Origin of the sequence: Streptomyces lomondensis (genome assembly GCF_014651035.1) — a bacterium.
Lineage (GTDB): Bacteria > Actinomycetota > Actinomycetes > Streptomycetales > Streptomycetaceae > Streptomyces > Streptomyces lomondensis.
This window is the reverse complement of record NZ_BMWC01000006.1, coordinates 260,044-285,652: the sequence shown is the minus strand read 5'-3', so window position 1 is coordinate 285,652 and position 25,609 is coordinate 260,044. Positions and strand designations below refer to the sequence as shown.

General features: G+C 72.3%; 23 protein-coding genes. 15 read left to right on the top strand and 8 right to left on the bottom strand.

The window, feature by feature from the left end; genetic code table 11:
• Positions 1–213: 213 nt before the first annotated feature.
• The 5 genes from IE255_RS22125 (at position 214) to IE255_RS22105 (ending at position 4,848) form a co-directional block, all read left to right on the top strand.
• Positions 214–1,860, top strand: coding sequence for a sensor histidine kinase (locus IE255_RS22125; RefSeq protein ID WP_190052089.1), 1,647 nt, complete (start codon positions 214–216; stop codon positions 1,858–1,860).
• Positions 1,857–2,264 (top strand): roadblock/LC7 domain-containing protein, encoded by a 408-nt coding sequence (locus IE255_RS22120; RefSeq protein WP_190052088.1) that lies wholly within the window; start codon positions 1,857–1,859, stop codon positions 2,262–2,264. The genes IE255_RS22125 and IE255_RS22120 overlap by 4 nt, the downstream gene beginning before the upstream one ends.
• Complete coding sequence (locus tag IE255_RS22115; RefSeq protein ID WP_190052087.1) at positions 2,261–2,659, top strand: DUF742 domain-containing protein; 399 nt, start codon at positions 2,261–2,263, stop codon at positions 2,657–2,659. The genes IE255_RS22120 and IE255_RS22115 overlap by 4 nt, the downstream gene beginning before the upstream one ends.
• Entirely contained in the window at positions 2,640–3,260 is a 621-nt protein-coding gene (locus IE255_RS22110) for a GTP-binding protein (protein ID WP_190052086.1), read from the top strand. Before IE255_RS22115 ends, IE255_RS22110 begins: the two co-directional genes overlap by 20 nt.
• 61 nt (positions 3,261–3,321) lie before the next feature.
• The gene (locus IE255_RS22105; protein WP_190052085.1) at positions 3,322–4,848 is read left to right on the top strand and encodes a cytochrome P450; all 1,527 of its coding nucleotides are present in this window, start codon (positions 3,322–3,324) and stop codon (positions 4,846–4,848) included.
• Here IE255_RS22105 and IE255_RS22100 read toward each other — a convergent pair.
• Complete coding sequence (locus tag IE255_RS22100) at positions 4,842–5,828, bottom strand: RluA family pseudouridine synthase (protein WP_190052084.1); 987 nt, start codon at positions 5,826–5,828, stop codon at positions 4,842–4,844. The two genes, IE255_RS22105 and IE255_RS22100, sit on opposite strands and share 7 nt — an antisense overlap.
• Positions 5,829–5,908: 80 nt before the next feature.
• Between IE255_RS22100 and IE255_RS22095 the strand changes: the two genes are divergently transcribed.
• Positions 5,909–6,490, top strand: coding sequence for a GNAT family N-acetyltransferase (locus IE255_RS22095; protein ID WP_190052083.1), 582 nt, complete (start codon positions 5,909–5,911; stop codon positions 6,488–6,490).
• 21 nt (positions 6,491–6,511) lie between these two features.
• On the opposite strand, the gene IE255_RS22090 is transcribed toward IE255_RS22095, so the two are convergent.
• Together IE255_RS22090 and IE255_RS22085 are read right to left on the bottom strand one after the other, a co-directional pair.
• Positions 6,512–7,354, bottom strand: a complete 843-nt coding sequence (locus tag IE255_RS22090; protein WP_190052082.1) for a siderophore-interacting protein — start codon at positions 7,352–7,354, stop codon at positions 6,512–6,514.
• A gap of 124 nt (positions 7,355–7,478) precedes the next feature.
• Positions 7,479–8,384, bottom strand: a complete 906-nt coding sequence (locus IE255_RS22085) for a 5'-3' exonuclease (protein ID WP_190052267.1) — start codon at positions 8,382–8,384, stop codon at positions 7,479–7,481.
• Positions 8,385–8,599: 215 nt separating this feature from the next.
• On the opposite strand from IE255_RS22085, the gene IE255_RS22080 reads away from it, so the two are divergent.
• From IE255_RS22080 to IE255_RS22065, 4 genes are all read left to right on the top strand, one after another.
• Positions 8,600–9,655: a quaternary amine ABC transporter ATP-binding protein gene (locus tag IE255_RS22080; RefSeq protein ID WP_190052081.1), complete on the top strand. Its 1,056-nt coding sequence runs from the start codon at positions 8,600–8,602 to the stop codon at positions 9,653–9,655.
• Positions 9,648–12,263 carry an ABC transporter permease/substrate binding protein gene (locus IE255_RS22075; RefSeq protein ID WP_190052080.1) on the top strand — a complete coding sequence of 872 codons (2,616 nt, stop codon included), beginning with the start codon at positions 9,648–9,650 and terminating at the stop codon, positions 12,261–12,263. The genes IE255_RS22080 and IE255_RS22075 overlap by 8 nt, the downstream gene beginning before the upstream one ends.
• Before the next feature lie 331 nt (positions 12,264–12,594).
• Positions 12,595–13,164: a helix-turn-helix domain-containing protein gene (locus IE255_RS22070; RefSeq protein WP_190052079.1), complete on the top strand. Its 570-nt coding sequence runs from the start codon at positions 12,595–12,597 to the stop codon at positions 13,162–13,164.
• Complete coding sequence (locus IE255_RS22065; protein WP_190052078.1) at positions 13,161–13,880, top strand: helical backbone metal receptor; 720 nt, start codon at positions 13,161–13,163, stop codon at positions 13,878–13,880. The genes IE255_RS22070 and IE255_RS22065 overlap by 4 nt, the downstream gene beginning before the upstream one ends.
• On the opposite strand, the gene IE255_RS22060 is transcribed toward IE255_RS22065, so the two are convergent.
• Complete coding sequence (locus tag IE255_RS22060; RefSeq protein ID WP_190052077.1) at positions 13,792–14,946, bottom strand: TDT family transporter; 1,155 nt, start codon at positions 14,944–14,946, stop codon at positions 13,792–13,794. The two genes, IE255_RS22065 and IE255_RS22060, sit on opposite strands and share 89 nt — an antisense overlap.
• Positions 14,947–15,017: 71 nt before the next feature.
• On the opposite strand from IE255_RS22060, the gene IE255_RS22055 reads away from it, so the two are divergent.
• Complete coding sequence (locus IE255_RS22055; protein WP_190052076.1) at positions 15,018–15,947, top strand: LysR family transcriptional regulator; 930 nt, start codon at positions 15,018–15,020, stop codon at positions 15,945–15,947.
• 222 nt (positions 15,948–16,169) lie between these two features.
• Here the strand turns inward: IE255_RS22055 and IE255_RS22050 are convergent, their stop codons facing one another.
• From IE255_RS22050 to IE255_RS22040, 3 genes are all read right to left on the bottom strand, one after another.
• A complete protein-coding gene (locus tag IE255_RS22050; protein WP_229906523.1) occupies positions 16,170–16,859 on the bottom strand; it encodes a gamma-glutamyl-gamma-aminobutyrate hydrolase family protein in 690 nt (229 codons plus the stop codon).
• A 25-nt stretch (positions 16,860–16,884) separates the two neighbouring features.
• On the bottom strand, positions 16,885–18,327 hold the full coding sequence (gene eat / locus IE255_RS22045) for an ethanolamine permease (protein WP_190052075.1): 1,443 nt from the start codon (positions 18,325–18,327) through the stop codon (positions 16,885–16,887).
• Between the two features lie 149 nt (positions 18,328–18,476).
• A complete protein-coding gene (locus IE255_RS22040) occupies positions 18,477–19,211 on the bottom strand; it encodes a FadR/GntR family transcriptional regulator (RefSeq protein ID WP_190052074.1) in 735 nt (244 codons plus the stop codon).
• A gap of 86 nt (positions 19,212–19,297) precedes the next feature.
• Here IE255_RS22040 and IE255_RS22035 point away from each other — a divergent pair, with 86 nt between their 5' ends.
• The 4 genes from IE255_RS22035 to IE255_RS22020 are packed head-to-tail and all read left to right on the top strand — an operon-like array spanning position 19,298 to position 23,788.
• Positions 19,298–20,662, top strand: coding sequence for a glutamine synthetase family protein (locus tag IE255_RS22035; RefSeq protein ID WP_190052073.1), 1,365 nt, complete (start codon positions 19,298–19,300; stop codon positions 20,660–20,662).
• Positions 20,663–20,670: 8 nt separating this feature from the next.
• On the top strand, positions 20,671–22,044 hold the full coding sequence (locus tag IE255_RS22030; RefSeq protein WP_190052072.1) for an aldehyde dehydrogenase family protein: 1,374 nt from the start codon (positions 20,671–20,673) through the stop codon (positions 22,042–22,044).
• Positions 22,041–22,826, top strand: coding sequence for a 3-oxoacyl-ACP reductase (locus IE255_RS22025; RefSeq protein ID WP_190052071.1), 786 nt, complete (start codon positions 22,041–22,043; stop codon positions 22,824–22,826). Before IE255_RS22030 ends, IE255_RS22025 begins: the two co-directional genes overlap by 4 nt.
• Positions 22,827–22,873: 47 nt before the next feature.
• Positions 22,874–23,788 carry a DUF2510 domain-containing protein gene (locus IE255_RS22020; RefSeq protein WP_190052265.1) on the top strand — a complete coding sequence of 305 codons (915 nt, stop codon included), beginning with the start codon at positions 22,874–22,876 and terminating at the stop codon, positions 23,786–23,788.
• Positions 23,789–23,808: 20 nt separating this feature from the next.
• On the opposite strand, the gene IE255_RS22015 is transcribed toward IE255_RS22020, so the two are convergent.
• A complete protein-coding gene (locus IE255_RS22015) occupies positions 23,809–25,011 on the bottom strand; it encodes an amino acid deaminase/aldolase (RefSeq protein WP_190052070.1) in 1,203 nt (400 codons plus the stop codon).
• Positions 25,012–25,609 lie beyond the last annotated feature (598 nt).

Below are 25,609 nucleotides of genomic sequence, written 5' to 3'. Positions count from 1 at the left end.
AGGAATGAGCCTACTATCCCTTCGCGACCGGTTTCCGGCAGTTGCTGAATATGACACGGCGATGATCCGGTCGGACTAAGCTCGCCCGCAGCGCACCGGCTTGAGATGAATTCGTGCGCTTGTTCCCCAATGTGCGGAAGAGCCAGACAGTTTCATGACATACCCCGTTGCAAGCCCTCTCGAACCTCAGTCGACTCCTGTCAGAAGGCCCACATGGTGAGTGTTCAATCCCCTCCAGGTCGCCGTGAACTGCCGTCCACGCGCGTGCTGTTGCTGCCGGCCATAGTGATGGCCGCGGCGACCGGAGCCGCCGTCGCCCTGGTGGCGGAGCCGGCCCGGCTCGCCGTCGGCTGGTGCGGCGGCATCGCCACCGCGCTGGTGATCGCCACGGCGGCCGAGGCGGTGCGCCGCGGCCGTGCCCTGCGGAACCAGCGGGCGGAGCACGCCCGGCACAGCGCGCATCTGGAACAGCGGATCGCGGCTCACGAGAACGAGTTGGTCCGCTTCTCGCGGGACATCATCCCCGCGGCGCTCCGTCTGCTGAGCACCGGAGAATCCCCCAGGGAGGTGATTCGCAAGCTCGGCCTGGCCAACCCCGAGTACCGCGACCTTCCCGCCCCGCAGGCCGAGACGCTGCTGACGGTGCTGAAGATCGTCGACCGCGAAGTGACGATGCGTGACGCCGCCGCGCGCTCCTTCGTCAGTGTCGCCCGCCGCGTGCAGGCGATCATCCACCAGCAGGCCGAGGAACTCCGGGAGATGGAGGAGGACCACGGCCGCAACCCCGAGGTCTTCGACGACCTGCTGCGCATCGACCACGGCAACGCCCTGATCGGCCGCCTCGCCGACTCCGTCTCCGTCCTCGGCGGCGGCCGCCCCGGACGCCAGTGGCCCCAGCCGGTGTCCCTGTACAGCACCCTGCGCGGCGCCATGTCCCGCATCCTGGAGTACCGGCGCATCCAGCTGGCCTCCATCGCCAAGGTCAGCGTCAAGGGCATCTACGTCGAGCCGGTCATCCACGCCGCCGCCGAGCTCCTCGACAACGCCACGCGCTACTCGCCGCCGCAGACCAAGGTCCACGTCACCGCCACCGAGGTGCAGACCGGCGTCTGCATCGAGATCGAGGACGGCGGTGTCAACCTCAACGAGGAGGCGCGGGCCCGGATCGAGGGCATGCTGGAGGCCGCCAAGGCGGGCGTCGACCTCCAGGACATCGGTGAGCACCCGCGCCTGGGCCTGGCCGTCGTGGGCCGCCTCTGCACGGCGTACAACATGCAGGTCTCGCTGCGCGCCTCCGCGTACGGCGGCGTCCGCGCCATCCTCATCGTGCCGAGCGAGATGATCACCCACGAGCCCGGTATCGGACTCGCCCACGGCATCGGCGCCACCGGCATCCCCATGAAGGTCGGCATCCCCGAGGGACCGAAGCGCACGCCCAAGAAGCGACGCCCCACCAGCCCGAAAATCCCCGCGACGGTGTCCCTGGAGGACGACGACGTCCCCGAGGTCACCGAGTGGACGGCGAACGGCCTGCCGCAGCGCCGCAGCCGGGTGAAGACACCGCTTCACGAGCGGCTCGCCCAGCAGGCCGCCAACGAGAAGGCCGACCGGGAGGCCGCCGAACGGGGCGAGCACAACCCCTGGGCGACTCAGGAGCCCGAGCCCGCGATCAAGCCGCTGCGCGACATGTCGGCCCCCGACGCCCCCGGCAAGGGCCTCGAGGCCTTCTGGGAGGGACTCAAGCAGGGCATCGAACCCGGCACCCACCCGACCGACTTCATCCGGAACCCGACCAAGTACCTGCACCTGCTCAACGACCCGGCCCCCACCGAGGCCGATGACGAGGGGGACCTCAAGTGATCCAGCAGCGAGGCAACTTCGACTGGATGCTCAAGCAGCTCGCCGACGGCGTGCCGGGCATCGAGATGATCGTGGTGCTCTCGGCCGACGGTCTGCGCATCGCCCGCCACGGCGGCGAGCCCGACGCGGCCGACCGGGTCGCCGCGGCCTGCGCCGGCCTGCAGTCCCTCGCCAGCAGCATCTGCCAGGAACTCACGGTCGGCGACGGCGAGATGAAGCTCGTCATGATCGAGATCGACCAGGGCTACTTCTACCTGATGAACGCCGGTGCCAACGCCTTCCTCGCGGTGCTCTCCGACGTGCGGTGCGAACCCGGCCGGATGAGCGCGATGATGCGCGACCTGGTGGTCCGGATCGGCGGCCATCTGACCAGCCCGCCCCGGCGGAACGGGCAGATCGTATGACGCCTCCGCAACGCCAGAGGCGCGAGCCCGCCCCGGAACCGTCCAAGCCCAAGGAGGGCGAGGGCAAGGTCGGGAACCCGGAGCGGATGTACGTGGTGGCGGGCCCGGACGGCGAACGGGCCGAGCTCGACCTGGTGACGTTAATCGTGGCGCGTGCCGTGGACCCGCCGCCCTCCGCCACCCCCGAGCAGGCGGCGTTGCTCCGGCTCTGCGCCGCCCCCCTGTCCGTGGCGGAGCTGTCGGCCTACCTCGGTCTGCCGTTCAGCGCGATGGGCGTGCTGCTCACCGACCTGCTGACGGCGGAACTGGTGCACGCGCGCTCCCCGATCGTCCGACAGGCGGTCCCCGACCGTTCCCTCCTCGAAGCGGTGATGAATGGACTTCAAAGGCTCTGACACCATCCCGGGCCCCCGGGCCGAGGACCAGCTGCCCCACACGGCACAGGCCGCGGCCAAGATCGTGATCGTGGGGGGTTTCGGCGTCGGCAAGACGACCATGGTCGGCTCGGTCAGCGAGATCAAACCGCTGACCACCGAGGAGACCATGACGCAGGCCGGCATCGGTGTCGACGACAACTTCGGTTCCGCGACCAAGACGGCCACCACCGTCGCCATGGACTTCGGCCGGATCAGCATCACCGACCAGCTCGTGCTGTACCTCTTCGGCACACCCGGCCAGCAGCGCTTCTGGTTCCTGTGGAACGGCCTGTTCGAGGGCGCGCTCGGCGCGGTGGTGCTGGTCGACACCCGCCGGCTGGAGGTCAGCTTCGACGTCATGGGGCGCCTGGAGGAGCGCGGCGTGCCGTTCGTGGTCGCCATCAACTCCTTCCCCGACGCGCCCCGTTATCCCATGGATGAGCTGCGTACGGCCCTCGACCTCGCCCCGGGCATCCCGATCATGGAGTGCGACGCGCGCCGCCGGGCCTCCAGCCGCGACGTCCTGATGACCCTCATGCGCTTCCTGCACTCCCTCGCCATGACGGGCTCGCGCACCTGATCGGTATCCCGCCCACCCCACATCTCCCCCCAGACACCTGGAAAGTTTCGGAGCGACCACTGTGACGCCTGAATCCCACGCCCCGTCCGGTACGGACGACACCCGGCTCGGCCCGCCCCCCGGCTGCCCCGCGCACGGCCTCGGGCCCGGGGGACTGCACCGGCTGCACGAGGCGGAGGACCTGGGAGCGCTGTACGAGCAACTGCGGGAGCAGCACGGCCCCGTGGCGCCCGTGCTGCTCCACGACGACGTGCCGATGTGGATCGTGCTCGGCCACGCCGAGAACCTGCACATGGTGCGCTCGCCCACGCAGTTCTGCCGGGACAGCCGTATCTGGACCCCGCTCAAGGACGGCCTCGTCAAGCCCGACCACCCCCTGATGCCGCACATCGCCTGGCAGCCCATCGCCTCGCACGCCGAGGGCGACGAGCACAAGCGGCTGCGCGGCGCGGTTCAGGGCGCCATCTCGACCATCGACTTCCGCAGCCTGCGCCGCTACATCAACCGCAGCACGCAGGCCATCGTCAACCGGTTCTGCGAGGCGGGCGAGGCGGACCTCGTCGGCCAGTTCGCCGAGCACCTGCCGATGGCGGTGATGTGCGAGATCCTCGGCATGCCCGACGAGTACAACGACCGTCTCGTCGAGGCCGCCCGCGACGCGCTCAAGGGCACCGCGACCGCGATCGCCAGCCACACCTACGTCATGGACGCCCTGAGCCGGCTCACCGCCCGGCGCCGCGCCCAGCCGGAGGAGGACCTCGCCAGCTACCTGATCACCCACCCCGCGCGGCTGACCGACGACGAGGTCAGGGAGCACCTGCGCCTGGTGCTCTTCGCGGCCTACGAGGCCACCACCAACCTGCTGTCGAACGTGCTGCTCGCGGTGCTGATCGACCCGCGCTTCCGGGCGCAGCTCAACGGCGGCCAGATGACGGTACCGGAGGCGGTGGAGCAGTCGCTCTGGAACGATCCGCCGTTCAGCACGGTCTTCGCCTACTTCGCCAAGCAGGAGACCGAGCTGGGCGGGCAGCGCATCCGCAAGGGCGACGGGCTGCTCTTCGCCCCGCTCCCGGCCAACGTCGACCCGAGGGTGCGGCCGGACCTGTCCGCCAGCATGCAGGGCAACCGCTCGCACCTCGCCTTCGGCGGCGGCCCGCACGAGTGCCCCGGCCAGGACATCGGCCGTTCCATCGCCGACGTCGGCGTCGACGCGCTGCTGATGCGGCTGCCGGACGTGGAACTCGACTGTGACGAGGAGGAGTTGCGCTGGACGTCGTCCATCGCCTCCCGGCACCTGGTGGAAATGCCGGTGCAGTTCTCGCCCAAGCCGCCACAGGACGTGTCGGAGCAGCCGAACCACAAGTCCGTCCCCGCGCAGCGCTCGGACTGGCAGATCGGCACGGTGCAGCCGGGGCCCCAGCCGGCACCGGCCGCCGCCCAGCCCCAGCCGGCCCTGGCCGCCGCACAGCCGCAGCCGGCTCCGGCGCAACCGCAGCCGGTCCCGGCCCCGCCGCAGCCGACGACGGAGGAACCGCCCGGCCGCAAGGGTGTCTGGCGGCGCTTGTTGAGCTGGTGGCGCGGCTACTGACCGTCCGACGGGCCGTCGTACATCCCGGCGGCCCACCGGTCGTACGACGCCCAGGCCGCGAGCACCCGGCCGCTGCGGAACCGGTGCTCCACGCCCGTGACCGGGTCGGTGAACGCGAGGCCCCGCGCCAGCAGCTGGAGCGGACGCCGGAAGTCACCGGCCGGCACGGGCCCGGTCACCTCCGGGTAGAGCGGGTCGCCGAGGATGGGCACCCCCAGCGCGGCCATGTGCACGCGCAGCTGATGCGTCTGGCCGGTGCCGGGCACCAGCCGGTACCGGGCGAGCGGGCCGGCCCGGTCCGGACGGTGCTCGACCAGCTCGACACGGCTCACGGCGTTGGGCTCGCCCGCCACCTCCCGGGCGGTGAGCACCCCGCGCTCCTTCACGATCCGGCTGCGTACGGTCCGGGGGAGTGCGAGGGCGCGGTCGTAGGGGGCGACGGCCTCGTACTCCTTGCGGACCCGCCGGTCGCGGAAGAGCGTCTGGTAGGCGCCGCGCTCCTCGGGGCGCACGGTGAACAGCACGAGTCCGGCCGTGAGCCGGTCCAGGCGGTGGGCCGCGCTGAGCGCCGGGATGTCCAGCTCGCGGCGGAGCCGGGCCAGCGCGGTCTCGGCGACATGGGCGCCGCGCGGGGTGGTGGCGAGGAAGTGGGGCTTGTCGACGACGACGATGTGCTCGTCCCGGTGCACGACCTCCAGCGGGAAGGGCACGGGCACCTCGTCGGGCAGCTCCCGGTGGAACCACACGAACATCCCCGGCACGAAGGGCGCGTCCGCCGGCACGGCCCGTCCGTCCGCCCCGACGATCAGCCCCGCGTCGAACATCCCGTCGACGACCCCGGCTCCCGCCCCGGAGAGCCGCTCCACCAGATGCTCGCGCACCGTGGCCCACGCCCCCTCGGCGGGCAGCCGGACCCGCACCGGGTCGACCCCGTGGCGCTGCGGCAGGGGAGAGGGCGGGGTGCGGGGCCTGCGTCTCATCGCGGCCCAGCGTACGAGGCCGGGGCGCCCCGGTGGAAAACCGCTGGGCTCGCCCGCGGCCCGCTTGTCAGGATGCGGGCATGCCCTTCCTCATCGGCCCGGTCCTGACCGCCGGGACTCTCGCCCACCGCCCGCAGCCCACCCTCCCCGCCGACGGCGGACTCCTCCTGCGCCCCTGGCGGGCCGGGGACGCGCCCGCGGTGTACGAGGTCTTCCAGGACCCCGTGATGCACCAGTGGCATGCCCGGACCGCCGACTCCGAAGAGGAGGTCGCCGGCTGGATCCGCGACTGGCAGCGGGCGTGGGAGGAGGAGCGGGAGGCGCAGTGGGCCGTCGTCGACGCGGACTCCGGCGCGCTGCTGGGGCGGGTGGCGCTGCGCGAGATACGGCTGGACGACGGGACGGCGGAGGTGGCGTACTGGACCGCCCCCGAGGCGCGGGGCCGGGGCGTCGCCGCCCGGGCCACGACCGCGCTCACCCGCTGGGCCCTCGACGAGGTCGGCTTCCACCGGCTGGAGCTGCTGCACGCCGTGCGCAACGAGGCGTCCTGCCGGGTTGCCGCCGCCACCGGCTTCGCCCTGGAGGGCACCAAGCGCAGCGCCGCGCTTCAGCCGGACGGCCGGCACGACATGCATCTGCACGCGCGGGTGCGCGGGGACTGAGCCTCCTCCTGGCCGCGTGCCTCAGGCGGCCGGCGTGCTCTCCTGCTCCGCCTCGATGCGCGCGTTCCACTCCCGCTTCGAGGCCTGCCAGCCGTCCTCGTTGTGGCCGCGCCGCCAGTAGCCGGAGATCGACAGGTCCTCGCGCGGGACGTGGCGCTCGACCCGGAGCAGGTGGCGCAGCTCCTTCACGAAGTGCGCCTCGCCGTGGACGAAGGCGTGCACCCGGCCCTCGGGGAACTCCAGGCCCCGCACGGCCTCGACCAGCGCCTCGCCCAGGGGCCGGTCGCCGCGGTGCAGCCAGACGACCTCGACGTCCGAGTCGATCTTCTGCTCCTCCTCGGGGCCGGAGATCTCCACGAAGGCGTACGCCCTGGCCCCGCGCGGCAGCGCCTCCAGGGCGCAGGCGATCGCGGGCAGCGCGCTCTCGTCGCCGACGAGCAGATGCCAGTCGGCGTCCGGGTCGGGTGCGTACGCCCCGCCGGGCCCCATGAACCGCACGGTCTCGCCCGGCTGCACGCGCATGGCCCACGGGCCGGCCAGGCCCTCGTCGCCGTGGATGACGAAGTCCAGGGTCAGCTCGCCGTGTTCGGCGTCCCACTGGCGCACCGTGTAGGTCCGGGTCACCGGCCACTGTGCGCGCGGGAACTCGTCGCGGATGCGCTGCATGTCGAAGGGTTCCGGATACGTCACGCCCTCGGGCGGGAACAGCAGCTTCACATAGTGATCGGTGCAGGTGTCCGCCGCGAAGTCGGCGAGGCCCTCGCCACCGAGCACCACCCGCTGCATGTGCGGAGTCAGCCGCTCGGTGCGGACGACCTGAGCGGAGTGCGGCTTGCGCGGCTGGCGTCCCGGTCGCTCTGCCATGAGGACCTCCCTGTCTCGCATAGTTAGGGTTACCTAAGTTAGCACCTCGCCCCCACTTAACACCTCTCGCATGAGAGGTTCATGAAGGGCGTCGGCCCCAGGAAGGGCGTCGGCCCCCGTCTCGTCACACCGCGAGCGTCGCCAGCAGCCGCTCCAGCGACCCGCCCAGACCCCAGCGGGCCGCCAGTGCCTCCAGGGCCGCCGGGTCGCGAGGTGCCCGCGGCAGCGCCGTGGTGACGTCCGGCAGCGGTACGTCGTCCGCGACCCGGACGACCTTCGGCGCGACCGCGAGATACGGGCGCGCCTCGTCCAGCCGCCTGCGCTGGGTCGGCGTCAGCTTCGACCGGCGGTCCTCGACCGCCGCCAGGATCCCGGCCAGGTCGCCGAACTCGGCCAGCAGCTTGGCGGCCGTCTTCTCGCCGATGCCCGGCACGCCCGGCAGGCCGTCGCTGGGGTCGCCGCGCAGCAGGGCGAGATCCGCGTACCCGCTCCCGTCGACCCCATACTTCTCACGCAGCACCGCCTCATCGGTGTGCTGCAGGGTGCCCACGCCCTTCAGCGGGTACAGCACGCGCACCCCGCGCGCGTCGTCCACCAGCTGGTACAGGTCGCGGTCGCCCGTGACGATGTCGACCGGGCCCTTCGCCCGCGCGGTGAACGTGCCGATCACGTCGTCCGCCTCGTAGCCCGCGACGCCCACGCGCGCGATGCCCACCGCGTCCAGCACCGCCTCGATGACCGGCACCTGCGGCGACAGCGTGTCGGGCACCTCCTCCTCGTCCGGCCCGGCCGCGTGCTCCTCGGCGACGCGGTGCGCCTTGTAGGAGGGGATCAGCTCCACACGCCAGTGCGGCCGCCAGTCGGCGTCCATGCAGGCCACGAGCTGGTCGGGCCGGTGGTCCCTGATCAGGCGGTCGATGAAGTCGAGCAGGCCGCGCACGGCGTTCACCGGTGTGCCGTCCGGTGCCCTGACCGACTCGGGGACGCCGAAGTAGGCGCGGAAGTACAGGGAAGCGGTGTCGAGGAGCATCAGTCGTCCGGTCACGTCACGCATCATGCCGCACGGCACCGACAGTCACTCGACTCATATGTGATGCGCCCCACTTGTGCGTTTGGGATCCGGGTTCGGGGGGAGGCGCCGCCCCGCAGCGAGGCTGGTTGCGCAATTCAACTGTTTGCGCTCTGTTCTATTGCCGTGGAAATTGAGGTGCACGTGTCAGCATTCAGGCGGAGAGCCTGTACAAGGTGTTCGGCAGGAGACCGGACCAGGCGGTCGAGCGGCTAAGGAGCGGAGCCGACCGGGAGGAGCTGCGCGCCGAGGGCACGACCGCCGCCGTGATCGACGCCTCCTTCACCGTGGAGCCCGGCCAGATCTTCGTCGTCATGGGCCTGTCCGGCTCCGGCAAGTCCACCCTGCTGCGCATGCTGAACGGCCTGCTGGAGCCGACCGCCGGTCAGGTGCGCTTCGACGGCCAGGACCTGACCGCGCTCGGCGACCGCGAGCTGCGCGAGGTCCGCTCCAAGAAGATCAGCATGGTGTTCCAGCACTTCGCGCTCTTCCCGCACCGCAGCGTGCGCGAGAACGCCGCCTACGGTCTGGAAGTGCAGGGCGTGCCCCGCGCCGAGCGCGTACGCCGCGCCGACGAGGCGCTCGCCCTGTGCGGCCTGGCCGGCTGGGAGAAGTCCTGGCCCGACGAGCTGTCCGGCGGCATGCAGCAGCGCGTCGGCCTCGCCCGCGCCCTCGCCACCGACGCCGACCTGCTGCTGATGGACGAGTCCTTCAGCGCCCTGGACCCGCTGATCCGCCGCGACATGCAGGACCAGCTGCTGGAGCTCCAGCAGAAGCTGAAGAAGACGATCGTCTTCATCACCCACGACCTGAACGAGGCCATGCGCCTGGGCGACCGCATCGCCGTCATGCGCGACGGGCGGATCGTGCAGACCGGCACCGCCCAGGACATCCTGCTGCGGCCGGCGAACGACTACGTCGCCTCCTTCACCCAGGACGTCGACCGCTCCCGCGTCCTGACCGCGGGCGAGCTCATGGACACCTCGGTCACCGGCGACGGCCCCGGCTGCGCCTGCGAGACCGCCACCGCCGAGACCCCGTTCACCGAGCTGTGCGCGATCAGCGCCCGGCTCTCCCACCCCGTCTCCGTCGTCGACGAGGACAACAGGCTCGTCGGCGTCGTCCCGCGGCAGCGGCTGGTCGGCTTCCTCGGCGACGAGCGGGACGCCGCCCCGCGGCCCTGCGACTCCCCGCGCGACCAGGACGGAGAGAAGGTGATCGCCCGTGCCTAGGATTCAGCTCGGCACCTGGGTCAACGACGCGGTCGACTGGCTCACCACCCACATGGGCTGGCTGTTCGACTTCTGCAAGACCGTCTTCCTCGGCCTCTACGACGGCATCAACGCCGTCCTCCAGGCTCCGCAACCGCTGCTGCTCGCGGGCATCTTCGCGGTGATCGCCTTCTGGCTGCGCGGCACGCTCGCCGGTGTCCTCGCCTTCGCGGGATTCGCGTTCATCGACTCCCTCGAACTGTGGGAGAACGCGATGATCACCCTGGCGCTCGTCCTCGTGGCGACCGTCATCGCGCTGGTGATCTCCATCCCCGTGGGCATCTGGGCGGCCCGCTCCGACCGGGTCAGCGGCCTGGTCCGGCCCGTCCTGGACTTCATGCAGACGCTGCCCGCGATGGTCTACCTCATCCCGGCGATCCTCTTCTTCGGCACCGGCGCCTCCGCGGGCATCGTCGCCACCCTGATCTTCGCGCTCGCCCCGGGCGTGCGCATGACCGAGCTGGGCATCCGCCAGGTCGACAAGGAACTGGTCGAGGCCGCCGACGCGTTCGGCACCACACCCCGCAACACCCTGCTGCGCGTCCAGCTCCCCCTCGCCCTGCCCACGGTCATGGCCGGCGTCAACCAGGTCATCATGCTCGGCCTGTCCATGGCCGCCATCGCCGGCATGGTCGGCACCGGCGGCCTCGGCGGCGACGTCAACCAGGCCATCGGCCAGCTCAACGTCGGGCTGGGCGCCGAGGCCGGTGTCGCCATCGTGATCCTCGCGATCTACCTCGACCGCATCACCAGCGCGCTGGGCACCCAGGTCTCCCCGCTCGGCCGCCGCGCCGCCGCCCGGCTGCGCGCCGCCCAGGGGCTGAAGATCTGGTCGTACCGCCCCCGTCCGGCCGTCGCCGTGATCGGCGTCGTCGTCCTCGCGCTCGTCTCGGGCGGCATGGGGGTCTTCGGCGGCAGCGGCACCGGATCGGCCGTGGCCGGCGGCAAGGACGTCGGCCAGGGCAAGAAGATCACCATCGGCTACATCCCCTGGGACGAGGGCGTCGCCTCGACCTTCCTCTGGAAGGAGGTCCTGGAGCAGCGCGGCTACCAGGTGGAGGCCAAGCAGCTCGACGCCGGCCCGCTCTACACCTCGCTCGCCCAGGGCGACGTCGACTTCCAGACGGACGGCTGGCTGCCCACCACCCACGCCCAGTACTGGAAGAAGTACGGCAAGCAGCTCGACGACCTCGGCGCCTGGTACGACAAGACGTCCCTGGAGCTCTCCGTGCCCTCCTACATGAAGGGCATCGACTCCCTTGAGGACCTCAAGGGCAAGGCCTCCGAGTTCGGCGGCAAGATCACCGGCATCGAGTCCAGCGCCGGCGAGATGGCCCTGCTGAAGAGCAAGGTCCTCAAGGAGTACGGCCTCGACAAGGAGTACAAGGTCGTCGACAGCTCCACGCCCGCCATGCTGGCCGAGCTGAAGCGCGCGTACGCCAAGAAGGAGCCGATCGTCGTCACGCTCTGGTCGCCGCACTGGGCGTACAACGACTACAAGCTGACCAAGCTCAAGGACCCGAAGGGCGCCTGGGGCGAGGGCGACGGCGTGCACACCCTGTCCCGCAAGGGCTTCGCGGACGACGACCCGACCGTCGCCCGGTGGCTGAAGGACTTCAGCATGAGCGAGAAGGAGCTCACCAGCCTCGAAGCCGAGATCAACAAGGCGGGCAAGGGCAAGCAGCAGGACGCCGTCCGCGCCTGGCTGAAGCAGCACCCCGGCTACGTCGACAAGCTCGCCCCGGTCCAGGGCGCCGGCGGCAGCACGCCCGCCGAGGCCGAGCGGCCCCTGGACGTGGCGTGGTTCCCCTGGGACGAGGACATCGCCGTCACCTACCTGTGGAAGAACGTCCTGGAGCGGCGCGGCTACCGGATGAACCTGAAGCAGATGGACGTCGGCCCCGTCTACACGGGTCTGGCCTCGGGCGATCTCGACCTCAACTTCGACGCCTGGCTGCCCTACGCCCAGAAGAACTACTGGGACCGGAACAAGGACCGGCTCAAGGACCTCGGCACCTGGTACGAACCGACCTCGCTGGAGATCGCCGTACCGTCCTACGTCAAGGGCGTCGACTCCCTGGAGGACCTCAAGGGCAAGGCCGCCACCTTCGACGGGAAGATCATCGGCATCGAGCCCGGCACCGGCGAGATGGACCTGGCGAAGAACAAGGTCCTGCCCGCCTACGGCCTCGACAAGGAGTACGAGGTCGTCGACGGCTCCACCCCGGCCATGCTGGCCGAACTGAAGCGCGCCTACGCCAAGAAGGAGCCGATCGCCGTCACCCTCTGGTCGCCCCACTGGGCGTACAGCGACTACGAGCTGACCAAGCTGAAGGATCCCAAGAAGGCCTTCGGCGAGGGCAACACGATCCGCACCATCTCCAGCGAGAAGTTCCCCGAGCAGTACCCGCAGCTCACGAAGTGGATCAAGGGCTTCAGGATGAGCGAGGACGAGCTCGGCAGCCTGGAGAGCGAGATCAAGGACCGCGGCCAGGGCCACGAGGAAGAGGCCGTCGCCGCCTGGCTGAAGCAGCACCCGGACATGGTGGACCGGATGACGCCGCAGTAGGGTTCCGGGGTGGGACGCGCGACACGCCGTGTCCCACCCCGCCTCCGATCCCACGAGCGGGATCCGGACAACCACAGAGCGCTACGCCACCCCCCGAACCCGCTCTCCCCCCTGTCCCTTCCACAGGAGGAATCCGCGCCTCGCTCGCGAGGGCGGTGGATCCCTTGGCGCGAACTGAGGGGTCGCGCACCGCCCTGGATGACATCGATGTGACGGGCGCATGAAACGGTTTGCCGAACATGCGTAGGGTGCAGACAACTCAACAGAAGAAGTGCGCCGGGACACCGGCGCACAGGGAGCGGATCGACGGGCGAAGGAGGGAGCCGGAGCGATGGGCGACCACAAAGAGCAGCCCCTGCGGGTGGGCGCGGCCGTGCGCCGGCGGCGCCGCGCGCTGGACCTCACCCTCGCCGTCGTGGCCGAGCGCAGCGGCCTGTCGGTCCCGTTCCTGAGCCAGGTCGAGAACGACCGGGCCCGGCCCAGCCGCAGCTCCCTGGAGAAGGTCGCCGACGCCCTGCGCACCACCGCCGTTGAGCTCCTCGCCGCCGCCGACCCGGCGTGCAGCGTGGACGTCGTGCGCGCCGACGGCGCCGAGCCGCTGCCCCAGCCCCGGGCCCGCTCCCTGGTGCGCGGCCACCACCAGATGCACGCCTCCGAGTTCATCGGCGACCACGACGCGGGCCGCGAATTCCAGTACCGCAACGACCAGTTGATGTACGTCGCCGACGGCGCGGTGGAGATCGAGGCGGAGGGCCGCGCCTACCGCCTCGGCCGCGGCGACACCCTGTACCTCACCGGCGGCGTGCGGCACCGCTGGCGGGCGGCGGAGTCGGACACCCGGGTGATCGTCGTCGCTGTGGCGGAGCACATCGAGGCCGTCCGGGACCGGCCACGCCGGTGAGAGTGGTCTCGCTCGTCCCCTCGCTGACCGAGGCCGTGGCCCGTTCGGCACCCGGCACGCTGGTCGGCGTCACCGACTGGTGCACGCACCCGCCCGGCCTGGACGCCGTACGCGTCGGCGGCACGAAGAACCCGAAGACCGACCGGATCCTCTCCCTCGCACCCGACCTGGTGATCGCGAACGAGGAGGAGAACCGCGAACCCGACCTGGCGGCCCTGCGCGCGGCGGGCGTCGAGGTCCTGGTGACGGAGGTCCGCGACGTGCCCCAGGCCTTCCGGGAACTGGCCCGGGTCCTGGACGCCTGCGGGGTGACGGCCCGCCCGCGCTGGCTGGACGAGGCGGAGGAGACCTGGTCGTCCCTGCCGCGCCCGGCCACCCGCCTGACGGCGGTCGTGCCGATCTGGCGCCGCCCGTGGATGGTGCTCGGCCGCGACACCTTCGCGGGCGACGTCCTCGCCCGCCTCGGCGTCGACCACGTACACGCGACGCACCCCGACCGCTACCCGCGCATCCTGCTGGACGAACTCCGCGCCTGCGCACCCGACGTGGTCGTCCTCCCCGACGAGCCGTACCGCTTCACCGCCGACGACGGCCCGGAGGCCTTCCCGGGCCTGCCCTGCGCGCTCGTCAGCGGACGGCACCTGACGTGGTACGGGCCGTCGCTGGCCGAGGCGCCCCGGGTGCTGGGCCGGGCCCTGCGAGCAGCTCGCCCCTGAGCAGTCCGCGCACGGTGCCCGCCACGGCGGTGCCCCACGCCACGACCAGCACCGCGTACAGCACAACCGCCGGCGCCGCGTACGCCACGAGCCCGGTGTGCCGGCCGAGCGCCCCGGCGCCCGTGACACACGTACCGACCGGGAAGGTGAACGACCACCAGGTCATCGAGAACCGCATCCCGTGCCGCCGGGCGCGCCGCACATGGACGGCGGCCAGGCAGAACCACAGCAGCGCGAACCCCGTCACGGGCACGCCGTAGAGCACGGCGAGGACACCGAAGCCCTGGCCGTACGGCTCCGGCACGACTCCCGGGGCGGCGTCCGCGAAGGCGCCGACGGCGGTGGTGGACTGCCCGAGCGGCCCCAGCACCAGGAACAGCGTCGGCGTAAGGGCGAGGGGCAGCGGCCCGCCGGTGAGGAGCCTGGAGAAGACCAGCGGCAGCATGAGCAGGGTCGCGAGCAGGCTGAGCCCGAACAGCGCGAAGCAGAACAGGAGCAGCGTCTCCCGGGCCTGACCGGGCGGCAGATGTGGCACCAGCGGCGGCCCGACGGCGGCCGACACCATGGGCGCGACCAGCGGCAGCAGCCAGACGGGCGTCGCCTGCCCGGGCTCGACCCGGTGGCGTACGGCCATCAGATACGGCACGGCGACGGCGGCGGCCAGCCCGATCGCCGTACCGGTGGTGAACAGCACGGCGTCCAGCGCGACCGCCGCCCGCACGCCGATCACGTCCCGGCCGACGGCGAGGGCACCGCCGCCCACGGCGAGCAGGGCCATGGCGAGGCAGCCGTAGAAGGGTGCCGTCGCCGGGTCCAGGAGGTGCGCGCGGGCCTGGTCCCGGTGCCGGGCCCAGTGCACGGCCCGGGCGGCGAGCAGGGTCAGGAGCAGGACGAACGCCAGGGCCCAGACTCCGGCGAGCGCGGGACGCAGCAGCCCGGGAAGGTGCGCCGGCAGGGAGGCGCCGGCGGTGGCGACGACGGCGGTGCCCATGACGGTGGCGTACCAGTTGGGTCCGAGATGACGGACGGAGAGGGGGCATTCGAAGGGCCGGGCTGCGGTGACCATGACTCATACGGTGCGGCCGGGGGAGGCGCACCACCAGGGAGTTTGCCTCTATGGCGGCATAAGCTGGGTTTATGAGCAACACGGATGAGCAGGGCGGCCCGGCGGTCGCCGCGTCCCTGGCGCACCGGGTGCCGGACCTCGGTGCGCTGGAACTGCTGCTGGCGGTGGCGCGGCTCGGCAGCCTCGGCGGGGCCGCGCGGGAACTGGGCATCACCCAGCCCGCGGCCAGCAGCCGGATCCGCTCGATGGAGCGGCAGCTCGGCGTGGCGCTGGTGGACCGTTCGCCGCGTGGGTCCCGGCTCACGGACGCCGGTGCGCTGGTGACGGACTGGGCGCGGCGGATCGTCGAGGCGGCGGAGGCGTTCGACGCGGGGGCGCAGGCGCTGCGCGACCGCCGTGACTCGCGGTTGCGGGTCGCGGCGAGCATGACGATCGCGGAGTACCTGCTGCCGGGCTGGCTGCTCGCGCTGCGGGCGCAGCGGCCCGATACGGCGGTGTCGCTGCACGCGGGCAACTCCACGGTGGTCGCCGAACGCCTGCTGTCGGACGAGGCGGACCTGGGCTTCGTGGAGGGGCTGACGGTGCCGACGGGGCTCGACTCGGTGGTCATCGCCCACGACCGGCTGATAGTCGTGGCTTCGCCCGCCCATGCCTGGGCTCGCCGTCGGCGTCCCCTCGCGGCGGAGGAACTGGCGTCGACGCCGCTGATCCTGCGCGAGAAGGGCTCGGGCACGCGCCAGGTGCTGGACGCGGCGCTGGGCGGGCTGGCCCGGCCGCTCATCGAACTCTCCTCCACCACGGCGGTGAAGGCGGCGGCGGTGAGCGGGGCCGGGCCGGCGGTGCTGAGCGAACTGGCGGTGGGGGAGGAGCTGGCGATGCGGCGGTTGGTGCGGGTGCCGGTGGAGGGCGTCGCACTGGCCCGTGACCTGAGGGCGGTGTGGCCTACGGGGCATCGGCCTACGGGGCCGGCACGGGATCTGCTGTCGTTGACGCGGGGCTGAGTTTCTCGCCCCCGCCGCCCCTACCCGTCCCGTCCCCAGGGGCTCCGCCCCTTCGACCCCGCCAGGGCTCCGCCCCCCTGGACCCCCGATCGGCCTGAACGGCCTCGTCCTCAAGCGCCGGACGGGCTGGATGTGATGGGGCCGAGGCCGCCTCTTGGCCGACCGTGTCGGGTGGTGGGTGGGCGCAGGCCCGGGGGTCCAGGGGGCGGAGCCCCCTGGGGGTCAGTGCGCTGCCGCCGCTTCCACCAGCGCCCGCATCACCCGGACGTCCTCCCCCATCTCCGGGTGCCACTGCACACCCAGCACCCACCCCTCGCCGGACGGCAGTTCCAGCGCCTCCACCGTGCCGTCCGCCGCGTACGCCGACGGGAGCAGGCCCTCGCCGAGACGGTCCACGGCCTGGTGGTGGTACGTCGGCACCGACGTCTCCTCCGGCACGATCCCGGCGTACAGCGTCCCCGGCACCGGCTTGACGGGATGCCCGCCGAACACGCCCACGACCTCCGCGTGCCCGTCGACGTGCTGCACGAGCGTGCCGCCCAGCGCGACGTTGAGCAGCTGCATGCCCCGGCAGATGCCGAGCAGCGGGACACGCGAGGCGAGAGCCGCCTCGATCAGCGCCAGCTCCCACGCGTCCCGCTCCGGCGCCGGCGGCCCCGTCCGCGGCTCGCGCTCCGCCCCGTACCGGACCGGCTCCACATCCGGCCCGCCCGCGATGACCAGCCCGTCCAGCCGGGCCACGGCCGCGGCGGCGTGCGCCGGGTCGTCCGGCGGCAGCATCGCGGCCAGGCCGCCCGCCCGCTGCACCAGCCGGGGATAGCCGACCGGCAGCAGGGCGGCGTCCAGCTCCCACACGCCCCAGCGCGCGGCGGACTCCAGATACGTACTGACCCCGATCAACGGCCTGGCCACGGAAACTCCCTCACAGTCGAACGCCTCAGTCCCTAGCCAACTCTGCCTCGGCCGCCGCCAGTGCCGCGAACTCCTCCTCCGGCGCCTTCGCCACCAGCCGCTTCCTGCTGTACAGGCCGAAGTACGCGACGGCCACGGCGTAGACCACGAGCGCGATGAACGCCGCCGTCACATCCACCAGGAACGTCGCCACCAGCGCCGCACAGGCGAGCACCAGGGCGACCGAGGAGGTCAGCACCCCGCCCGGCGTCCGGTACGGCCGCGGCAGCTCCGGCTCGCGGCGGCGCAGCACGATGTGGGACAGGGACATCAGCGCGTAGGAGATGGTCGCGCCGAAGACGGCGATGTTCAGCATCCGCGCGCCGTTGCCCGACACCGCAGCCAGCAGGAAGCCGATCGTGCCGGGCCCCAGCAGGCCCAGGTACGGCGCCTTGCGGCGGCTGGTGAGGGACAGGAAGCGGGGCAGGTAGCCCGCCCGGGAGAGGGCGAACAGCTGGCGCGAGCCCGCGTAGATCAGGGAGAAGAAGGACGCCACCAGGCCGGCCAGGCCCGCGTAGTTCACGATCCGGCTCAGCGTCGTGGCCTCGCCGTCCGGCTGGAGCGCCTCCACCAGGGGGTTGCCCGCCTCCTGGATCGCGGCCGAGCCGCGCGCCCCGGCCGCCGCGACGAACGTGACCACCGCCAGCACCACCAGGATGCCCATCGACCAGCGGATCGCCTTCGGCAGCGTACGGGCCGGCTCCCTGGTCTCCTCGGCGGCCAGCGGCACCCCCTCGACGCCCAGGAAGAACCACATGCCGAAGGGGAACGCCGCCCAGATGCCGAGCAGCCCGAACGGCAGCCAGGAGCTCGACCCGGCGGCCGAGGCGTCGACCGGGATGTCGTCCAGCGAGGCGAAGGAGAAGTCCGGCAGCGCCGCCAGCGCGAACACGACCAGGGCGACGACCGCGATGCCGGTGACGACGAAGCTGAACCGCAGCGCCTCGCCCACGCCCCACAGATGGATGCCGAGGAAGATCGCGAAACAGACCAGGTACATCGGCCAGCCGGACTCCAGGCCGAACAGGCCCAGCGACTCGACGTAGTCGCCGATGAAGATGACGATCGCGGCGGGCGCGAGGACGTACTCGATGAGGATCGCCGTACCGGTCAGGAAGCCGCCCCAGGGGCCGAGCGCCCGGCGGGCGAAGCCGTAGCCGCCGCCCGCCGTCGGCAGGATCGAGGACAGCTCGGCGAGGGCGAAGACCATGCACGCGTACATCGCGCCCATGAGCACCATGGCGATCGCCAGGCCCCCGAAGCCGCCCTCGGTCAGGCCGAAGTTCCAGCCCGAGTAGTCACCGGAGACGACGTAGGCGACGCCGAGACCGGTCAGCAGCACCCAGCCGGCGCTGCCGCGGCGGAGCGCTCTGCGCTCCAGATAGTCGTCGCCCTCTGGGGCGGGTGTGCTGGTGGATTCCAGGGACATGGGCAGACTCCCACGGGCGCGGCGGTCACGGGCTCGAACGGGTACGACTCAATGGAATGGAGCCATACCTTTGCGGTGCCGACCGAGGGAAGGCAAGACCCGTGCGTTAATCGCCAGTAAATCCTCGGCCCGCCGGGACCCGTCCCGGCTCAGCCCAGGAAGCCGCGCAGCAACGCCGCCGTGCCCCCGCAGTGCTCGCGCATGATCTCCCGCGCCTGGTCGGCGTCGCCCTCGATCACGGCCTCCACCAGGGCGGTGTGCTGCTGCTGGGAGTGCTCCAGGTTGCGCACGAGGAGCGGGATGCAGTCGAGCAGGTCGTTGACGGTCGCCCTCACGGCCGCGTACTGCGCCGTGAGGGTGGGGGAGCCGGACAGCTCGGCGAGCGTCAGGTGCAGCAGCGTGTCCAGGCGGCGGTACTCCGCGAGCGGCGCGTCCCGCGTGCGCGCCAGGGCCTCGCGGAGCCGGGCCGCCCGCTCCTCGTCCAGCCCGTGCGCCGCGCACAGCCCGGCCGCGCCCACCTCCAGCACCTCCCGGAAGCGCAGCACGTCCTCTATGTCGGTCTCCGCGACCCGGCGCCGCAGCTCGTCCTCGCCGCCGGCGTCCGTGCGCGGCAGCACGAACGTCCCGCCGTAGCGGCCGCGCCGCGACTCGACCAGCCCCTGGTCCTGGAGCACCTTCAGCACCTCGCGCAGCGTCACCCGGCTGATCCCCAGCCGCTCCGCCAGCTCCCGCTCCGCCGGCAGCCGCTCGCCCCCCGCCACCAGGCCGAGCCGTACGACCTGGAGGATCTGCTCCAGCGCCTCCTCGAAGCCGTTGCCCGCGCGTACCGGCCGCAGCACCGGCGCCAGCCGGTCCCGCACCTCGCCGCCCGCTCTCTTCGGCATGTGGCCGTACCCCCTTCCCAAGCAATGGTTCTCCGCAATACCTTATGGCTCCCGGGCTCGCAGAAGTAGCCGAAGGAGGCTCTCCCGTGGCAGACCGCACACCCCCGCTGAGCATCGAGGAGCTGCACGCCCTCGTCGCCGGCGGTGAGATCGACACTGTCGTCCTGGCCTTCCCCGACATGCAAGGGCGGCTCCAGGGCAAGCGGTTCGCCGCGCGCTTCTTCCTCGACGAGGTGCTCCGGCACGGCACCGAGGGCTGCAACTACCTGCTCGCTGTCGACACCGAGATGAACACCGTCGACGGCTACGCCATGTCCTCCTGGGACCGCGGCTACGGCGACTTCGCCATGCACCCCGACCTGACCACCCTGCGCCGCGTCCCCTGGAACGAGGGCACGGCCATGGTCCACGCCGACCTCGCCTGGAACGACGGCTCACCGGTCGTCGCCGCCCCCCGCCAGATCCTGCGCCGCCAGCTGGAGCGCCTGGCCGAGCTGGGCTACACCGCCCAGGTCGGCACGGAGCTGGAGTTCATCGTCTTCAAGGACACCTACGAACAGGCCTGGGACGCCAACTACAGAGGCCTGACCCCGGCCAACCAGTACAACATCGACTACTCCGTGCTCGGCACCGGCCGCATCGAGCCCCTGCTGCGCCGCATCCGCAACGAGATGGCGGGCGCCGGCCTCACCGTCGAGTCCGCCAAGGGCGAGTGCAACCCCGGCCAGCACGAGATCGCCTTCCGCTACGACGAGGCCCTGGTCACCTGCGACCAGCACGCCGTCTACAAGACCGGCGCCAAGGAGATCGCCGCCCAGGAGGGCATGTCGATCACCTTCATGGCCAAGTACAACGAGCGCGAGGGCAACTCCTGCCACATCCACCTCTCGCTCGCCGACGCCGACGGCACCAACGTCATGGCGGGGGACGGCGAAGGCGGCATGTCGGAGGTCATGCGGTACTTCCTCGCCGGCCAGCTGGCCGCCCTGCGCGACTTCTCCCTGCTCTACGCCCCCAACATCAACTCCTACAAGCGCTTCCAGCCCGGCTCCTTCGCCCCCACCGCCGTCGCCTGGGGCCTGGACAACCGCACCTGCGCGCTGCGCGTCGTCGGCCACGGCCGCTCCATGCGCTTCGAGAACCGCCTGCCCGGCGGCGACGTCAACCCCTACCTCGCCGTCGCCGGACTGGTCGCGGCCGGGCTGTACGGCGTCGAGCACAAGCTGGAGCTGCCCGAGGCCTGCCCCGGCAACGCCTACGCCGCCGACTTCGCCCACGTCCCCACCACCCTGCGCGAGGCCGCCGAGCTCTGGGAGAACAGCCCCATCGCCAAGGCCGCCTTCGGGGACGAGGTCGTCGCGCACTACCGCAACATGGCGCGCGTCGAACTGGACGCCTTCGACGCCGCGGTGACCGACTGGGAGCTGCGCCGCTCCTTCGAACGCATGTGAGGCCCCCCTTGTCTTCCGAGTACCAGCTGGACGTCCTGAACCCCGCGACCGAGGAGGTCGTCGCCACCGTCCCGGGCGCCACCGCCGCCGACGTGGACGCGGCCGTCGCCCGCGCCGGCGAGGCGCAGCGGACCTGGGCCGCCCTGGCGCCCGGCGACCGCGCCCGGCTGCTGCGCCGCTTCGCCGCCACCGTCGACCAGCACCTGGAGGAACTGGCCCTCCTGGAGGTCCGCGAGGCCGGCCACCTCATCGGCAACGCCCGCTGGGAGGCCGGCAACGTCCGCGACCTGCTGGACTACGCGGCCGGGGGAGTGGAGCGGCTCACCGGCCGCCAGATCCCGGTGCCCGGCGGCCTGGACGTCACGATCCTCGAACCGCTCGGCGTCGTCGGCGTGATCGCGCCCTGGAACTTCCCCATGCCGATCGCCGCCTGGGGGACGGCCCCCGCCCTCGCGGCCGGCAACGCCGTCCTCCTCAAGCCCGCCGAGACCACGCCCCTGACCGCCCTGCGCCTCGCCGAACTCGCCCTGGAGGCCGGGCTCCCGGAGCACCTCTTCCAGGTCCTGCCCGGACGCGGCGACATCGCGGGCGACGCGCTGGTACGGCACCCCGGCGTCGCCAAGATCGTCTTCACCGGCTCCACGCGCGTCGGCAAGCGCGTCGCGGCGCTCGGCGCCGACCAGGTCAAGCCGGTCACCCTCGAACTCGGCGGCAAGAGCCCCAACATCGTCTTCGCCGACGCCGACCTGAAGACCGCCGTCGACCCCTTCTCCTTCCTCGACAACTCCGGCCAGGACTGCTGCGCCCGCACCCGCGTCCTGGTCCAGGAGTCCGTCTACGACGAGGTCCGCGAACTGCTCGCCGAGGCCCTGGCCGCCGTGGTGGTGGGCGACCCGGCCGACGACAAGACCCAGATGGGCCCGCTGATCTCCCGGCAGCAGCTCGACCGCGTCAAGGGCTTCGTGCCCGACGACGCCCCGGCCCTGCGCGGCAGCGCCCCCGAGGGGCCCGGCTTCTGGTTCCCGCCGACCGTCCTCACCGGGGAGCGGCCCGACTCACCGGCGGCCTGCGAGGAGATCTTCGGCCCCGTAGCCGTACTGCTGCCGTTCACCGACGAGCAGGACGCGATCCGCCTCGCCAACGACACCCCCTACGGCCTCTCCGGCTCCATCTGGACCCGGGACGTCGGCCGCGCCCTGCGCGTCTCCCAGGCCGTCCGCGCCGGCAACCTGTCCGTCAACTCCCATGCCAGCGTCCGCTACTGGACCCCGTTCGGCGGCTACAAGCAGTCCGGCGTCGGCCGCGAGCTCGGCCCCGACGCCCTGGCCGCCTTCACCGAAACCAAGAACGTCTTCATCAGCACGGAGGGCCCCGCACAGTGACCGCTCAGGAAAGCATCTGCCGTCGTCTGGTCGGCCGTACCGCCGTCGTCACCGGAGCCGGCAGCGGCATCGGCCTCGCCGCCGCCCGCCGCCTCGCCTCCGAGGGCGCGCACGTCGTCTGCGGCGACGTCGACGAGGTGCGCGGCAAGGCGGCCGCCGAGGAGACCGGCGGCATCTTCGTGAAGGTCGACGTCACCGACCCCGAACAGGTCGAGGCCCTCTTCAAGGCCGCCCACGACACCTACGGCAGCGTCGACATCGCCTTCAACAACGCCGGTATCTCCCCGCCCGACGACGACTCCATCCTGGAGACCGGCCTGGAGGCCTGGAAGCGCGTCCAGGAGGTCAACCTCACCTCCGTCTACCTGTGCTGCAAGGCAGCCATCCCCTACATGCGCCGGCAGGGCAAGGGCTCCATCATCAACACGGCGTCCTTCGTGGCGCGGATGGGCGCGGCCACGTCCCAGATCTCGTACACGGCGTCCAAGGGCGGCGTCCTCGCCATGTCCCGCGAACTCGGCGTGCAGTTCGCGCGGGAGGGCATCCGCGTCAACGCCCTGTGCCCCGGCCCGGTCAACACCCCGCTGCTGCAGGAGCTGTTCGCCAAGGACCCCGAGCGGGCCGCACGCCGGCTCGTCCACATCCCGCTGGGCCGGTTCGCCGAGGCCGAGGAGATCGCCGCCGCGGTCGCCTTCCTGGCCAGCGACGACTCCTCCTTCGTGAACGCCACCGACTTCCTGGTCGACGGCGGCATCGCGGGGGCGTACGTCACACCCCTGTAAGGCGTGTCCGGACGGCCGCGAACTCGCCCTACAGTGCCGGGATGAGCATGACGCCCCCGCCCGGCTGGTATCCCGACCCGCACGCTCCGCACCTCCAGCGCTGGTGGGACGGCACGGCCTGGACCGAGCACCGCCACGCGCCCGAGGCCCCCGCCGACCCGGTGCCCCCGCCTCCGGACGGCGGCGCCGGGCGGACCAGGGCCGTCGCGGTCACCACCGCCGGAGCCGTCCTCGTGGCGGCGATCGTCACCGCGGCCGTCGCCCTCGACGGCGACGGCGGCGGTACGGACCCGCGGACGGCTCCCACGGCGACGTCGCCCGCGGCACCGGCCACGAACGGCGCGCCGGAGCCGACGCCCGAGACGTCCGCCTCCGAGCCGTCCGCCGACGACCCGGCCGTCGTCGAGGACCAGCTCAACGGCGTCACCTTCCCGCTGCTCGACGGCTGGGTCCGGCCGCAGCACATCGCCCAGGACGACGTCGTCATGACCACGGACGGCACCTACGACTGCCCCGGCGGCGTCGGCCTCTGCCGCCACGGCCTCGTCTTCTCCCGCACGGTCACCGAGAACGACGAGAAGTCCCCCGAGGCCCTCGCCAAGGCGGACATCGAGGACGCGGCCGACGAGGCCTACGACCGCGACAGGCTCGGCCGCGAGCTCTACGGGGGCATCGAGTCGCACCGGGCCGTCAAGTCCGGGCCGGTCGCGGTGGCGGGCCGCGCCGGGTACTTCGTGCGCTGGCGCGTGCACACCGCCGAGGGACCGGGCGGCTACGTCCAGTCGCTCGTCTTCCCCTCCAGCGTCGGCACCGAGTCACCGGTCCTCGTCCGGTACGTCTTCGACGCCGGCGAGGACGGACCGCCGCTCGCCGACATGGACCGCATCACCAAGGGCATCCGGCCGTTCGGCGACGCGGACACGGGCGGCGGCGTGGGCAGCAGCATCGGCCCGTCGGACTGAACGGCCGACGCGGCGGCCGGCTACAGGAACGTGTGGCCCTCGCCGCGGTACGTCGGCACGGTCGCCGTCACCGCGTCCCCCTCGACCAGGTGCAGCGCGTCGAACCGCTCGCACAGCTCACCGGCCTTGGCGTGCCGGAACCACACCTTGTCGCCGATCAGCAGGTCGTCGGCGGGCGAGCCGAGCAGCGGCGTCTGCACCTCACCGGCCTGCTCCTGAGGGTCGTAGCGCAGCCCCTCCGGCAGGTACGGCACGGGCAGCCGGTCGGCCCCGGCGGCGCCGGAGGCGGGGTACCCACCGCCGAGCACGGTCACCACACCCACCCCCGGCCGCCGTACGACGGGCTGGGCGAAGAGGGCCGCCGGACGGCCGCGGAACGACGTGTAGTTGTCGAACAGCCGCGGCACGTACAGCCCCGACCCGGCGCCGATCTCGGTCACCGCGTCCTCGGCCGCGGTGTGCTGCACCGACCCCGTACCCCCGCCGTTGACGAACTCCAGCCCCGGCGCGACGGCCCGCACCGCGCGCACCACCTCGGCGCGCCGCTCGGCGAGTTCGCGCTTGGCGGCGGCCTGCATCAGCCGTACGGCGCGGGACCGCAGCGGCCGGCCCGCCACCGCGTCCCCGACACCGGCGATGTGCCCCTCGTACGCCATGATGCCCACGACCTCGAAGCCCGGCCGCCGGGCCACCGCCCGGGCCACCTCGGCGACCTCGGCGGGGGAGTGCAGCGGCGAACGCCGGGCCCCGACGCGCACCCGCCCGCCGAGCAGCTTCAGCGACGTGTCCAACTCCAGGCAGACACGCACCACTTCACGCCCACCGCCCCGCGAGGCGTCGATGAGATCGAGCTGGGCGACGTCGTCGACCATCACGGTGACGGCGGCGGCGAGCTTGGGATCACCGGCCAGCTCGGCGTACGCGGCGCGATCGGCGGACGGGTAGGCGAGCAGCACGTCCTCGAACCCCGACCGGGCCAGCCACAGCGACTCGGCGAGCGTGAACGACATGATCCCCGCGAAGCCGTCCCGGGCCAGGACGCGTTCCAGCAGCGCCCGGCACCGCACGGACTTGCTGGCGACCCGGATCGGCTTCCCGCCGGCCCGGCGGACGAGATCCTCGGCGTTGGCGTCGAAGGCGTCCAGGTCCACGATCGCGAGAGGGGCGTCGAGATGGGCGGTGGCCCGGTCGTAACGGGCCCGGTCGGCGGCGCGCGCAGTCATGAACGCAGCCTGCCAGACTGGATTACCGCAGGGTAGGGGGACGTTCCGGGCAGATGCCCCGGCCTCGTGGACTGGTTCCCGTTCGCCCAGGAACAAGCCGTAGAGTGACGCGCACGTACGGCGGGACGGCGCCGGCCGGGGATCCGTGCCGGGATGACGGTCCGTCCGTACGGGTATGTGTGCCCGGGAGCTTCGGAGCCGGGCCTCGGGCAGGACAGCACCGGCCCGCGCGAGAACGAGCGGCCCGGGTACGAGGAAACGGGGGGTGCATGAGCACGGAAGCGCGACGTGCCTCCTTCCCTCCGCGCCCGACCACCCCGCCCCGTCCTCCCCACCCACCCGAGGACACCACGGCGAACGGCTCCGACGCCGCCCAGTCGGCCGATGGTCCGACGCGGGGCGCCCACCGCCCGACCTCGGCACACGCCACGAACCAGTCGGGACCTGCCGCCCCCGGGGCCCGGGGCACGTCCGACCCGCGCAGGCCATCGGACGACGTCCCCGCGGAGCGGCGTTCACCGACTGCGGCGGAGACGGAGGGGCGCGGACGTCCGGGTACGGGCGGGCCGAGCGCGGGTGCGAGTGCCCATGCGGGTTC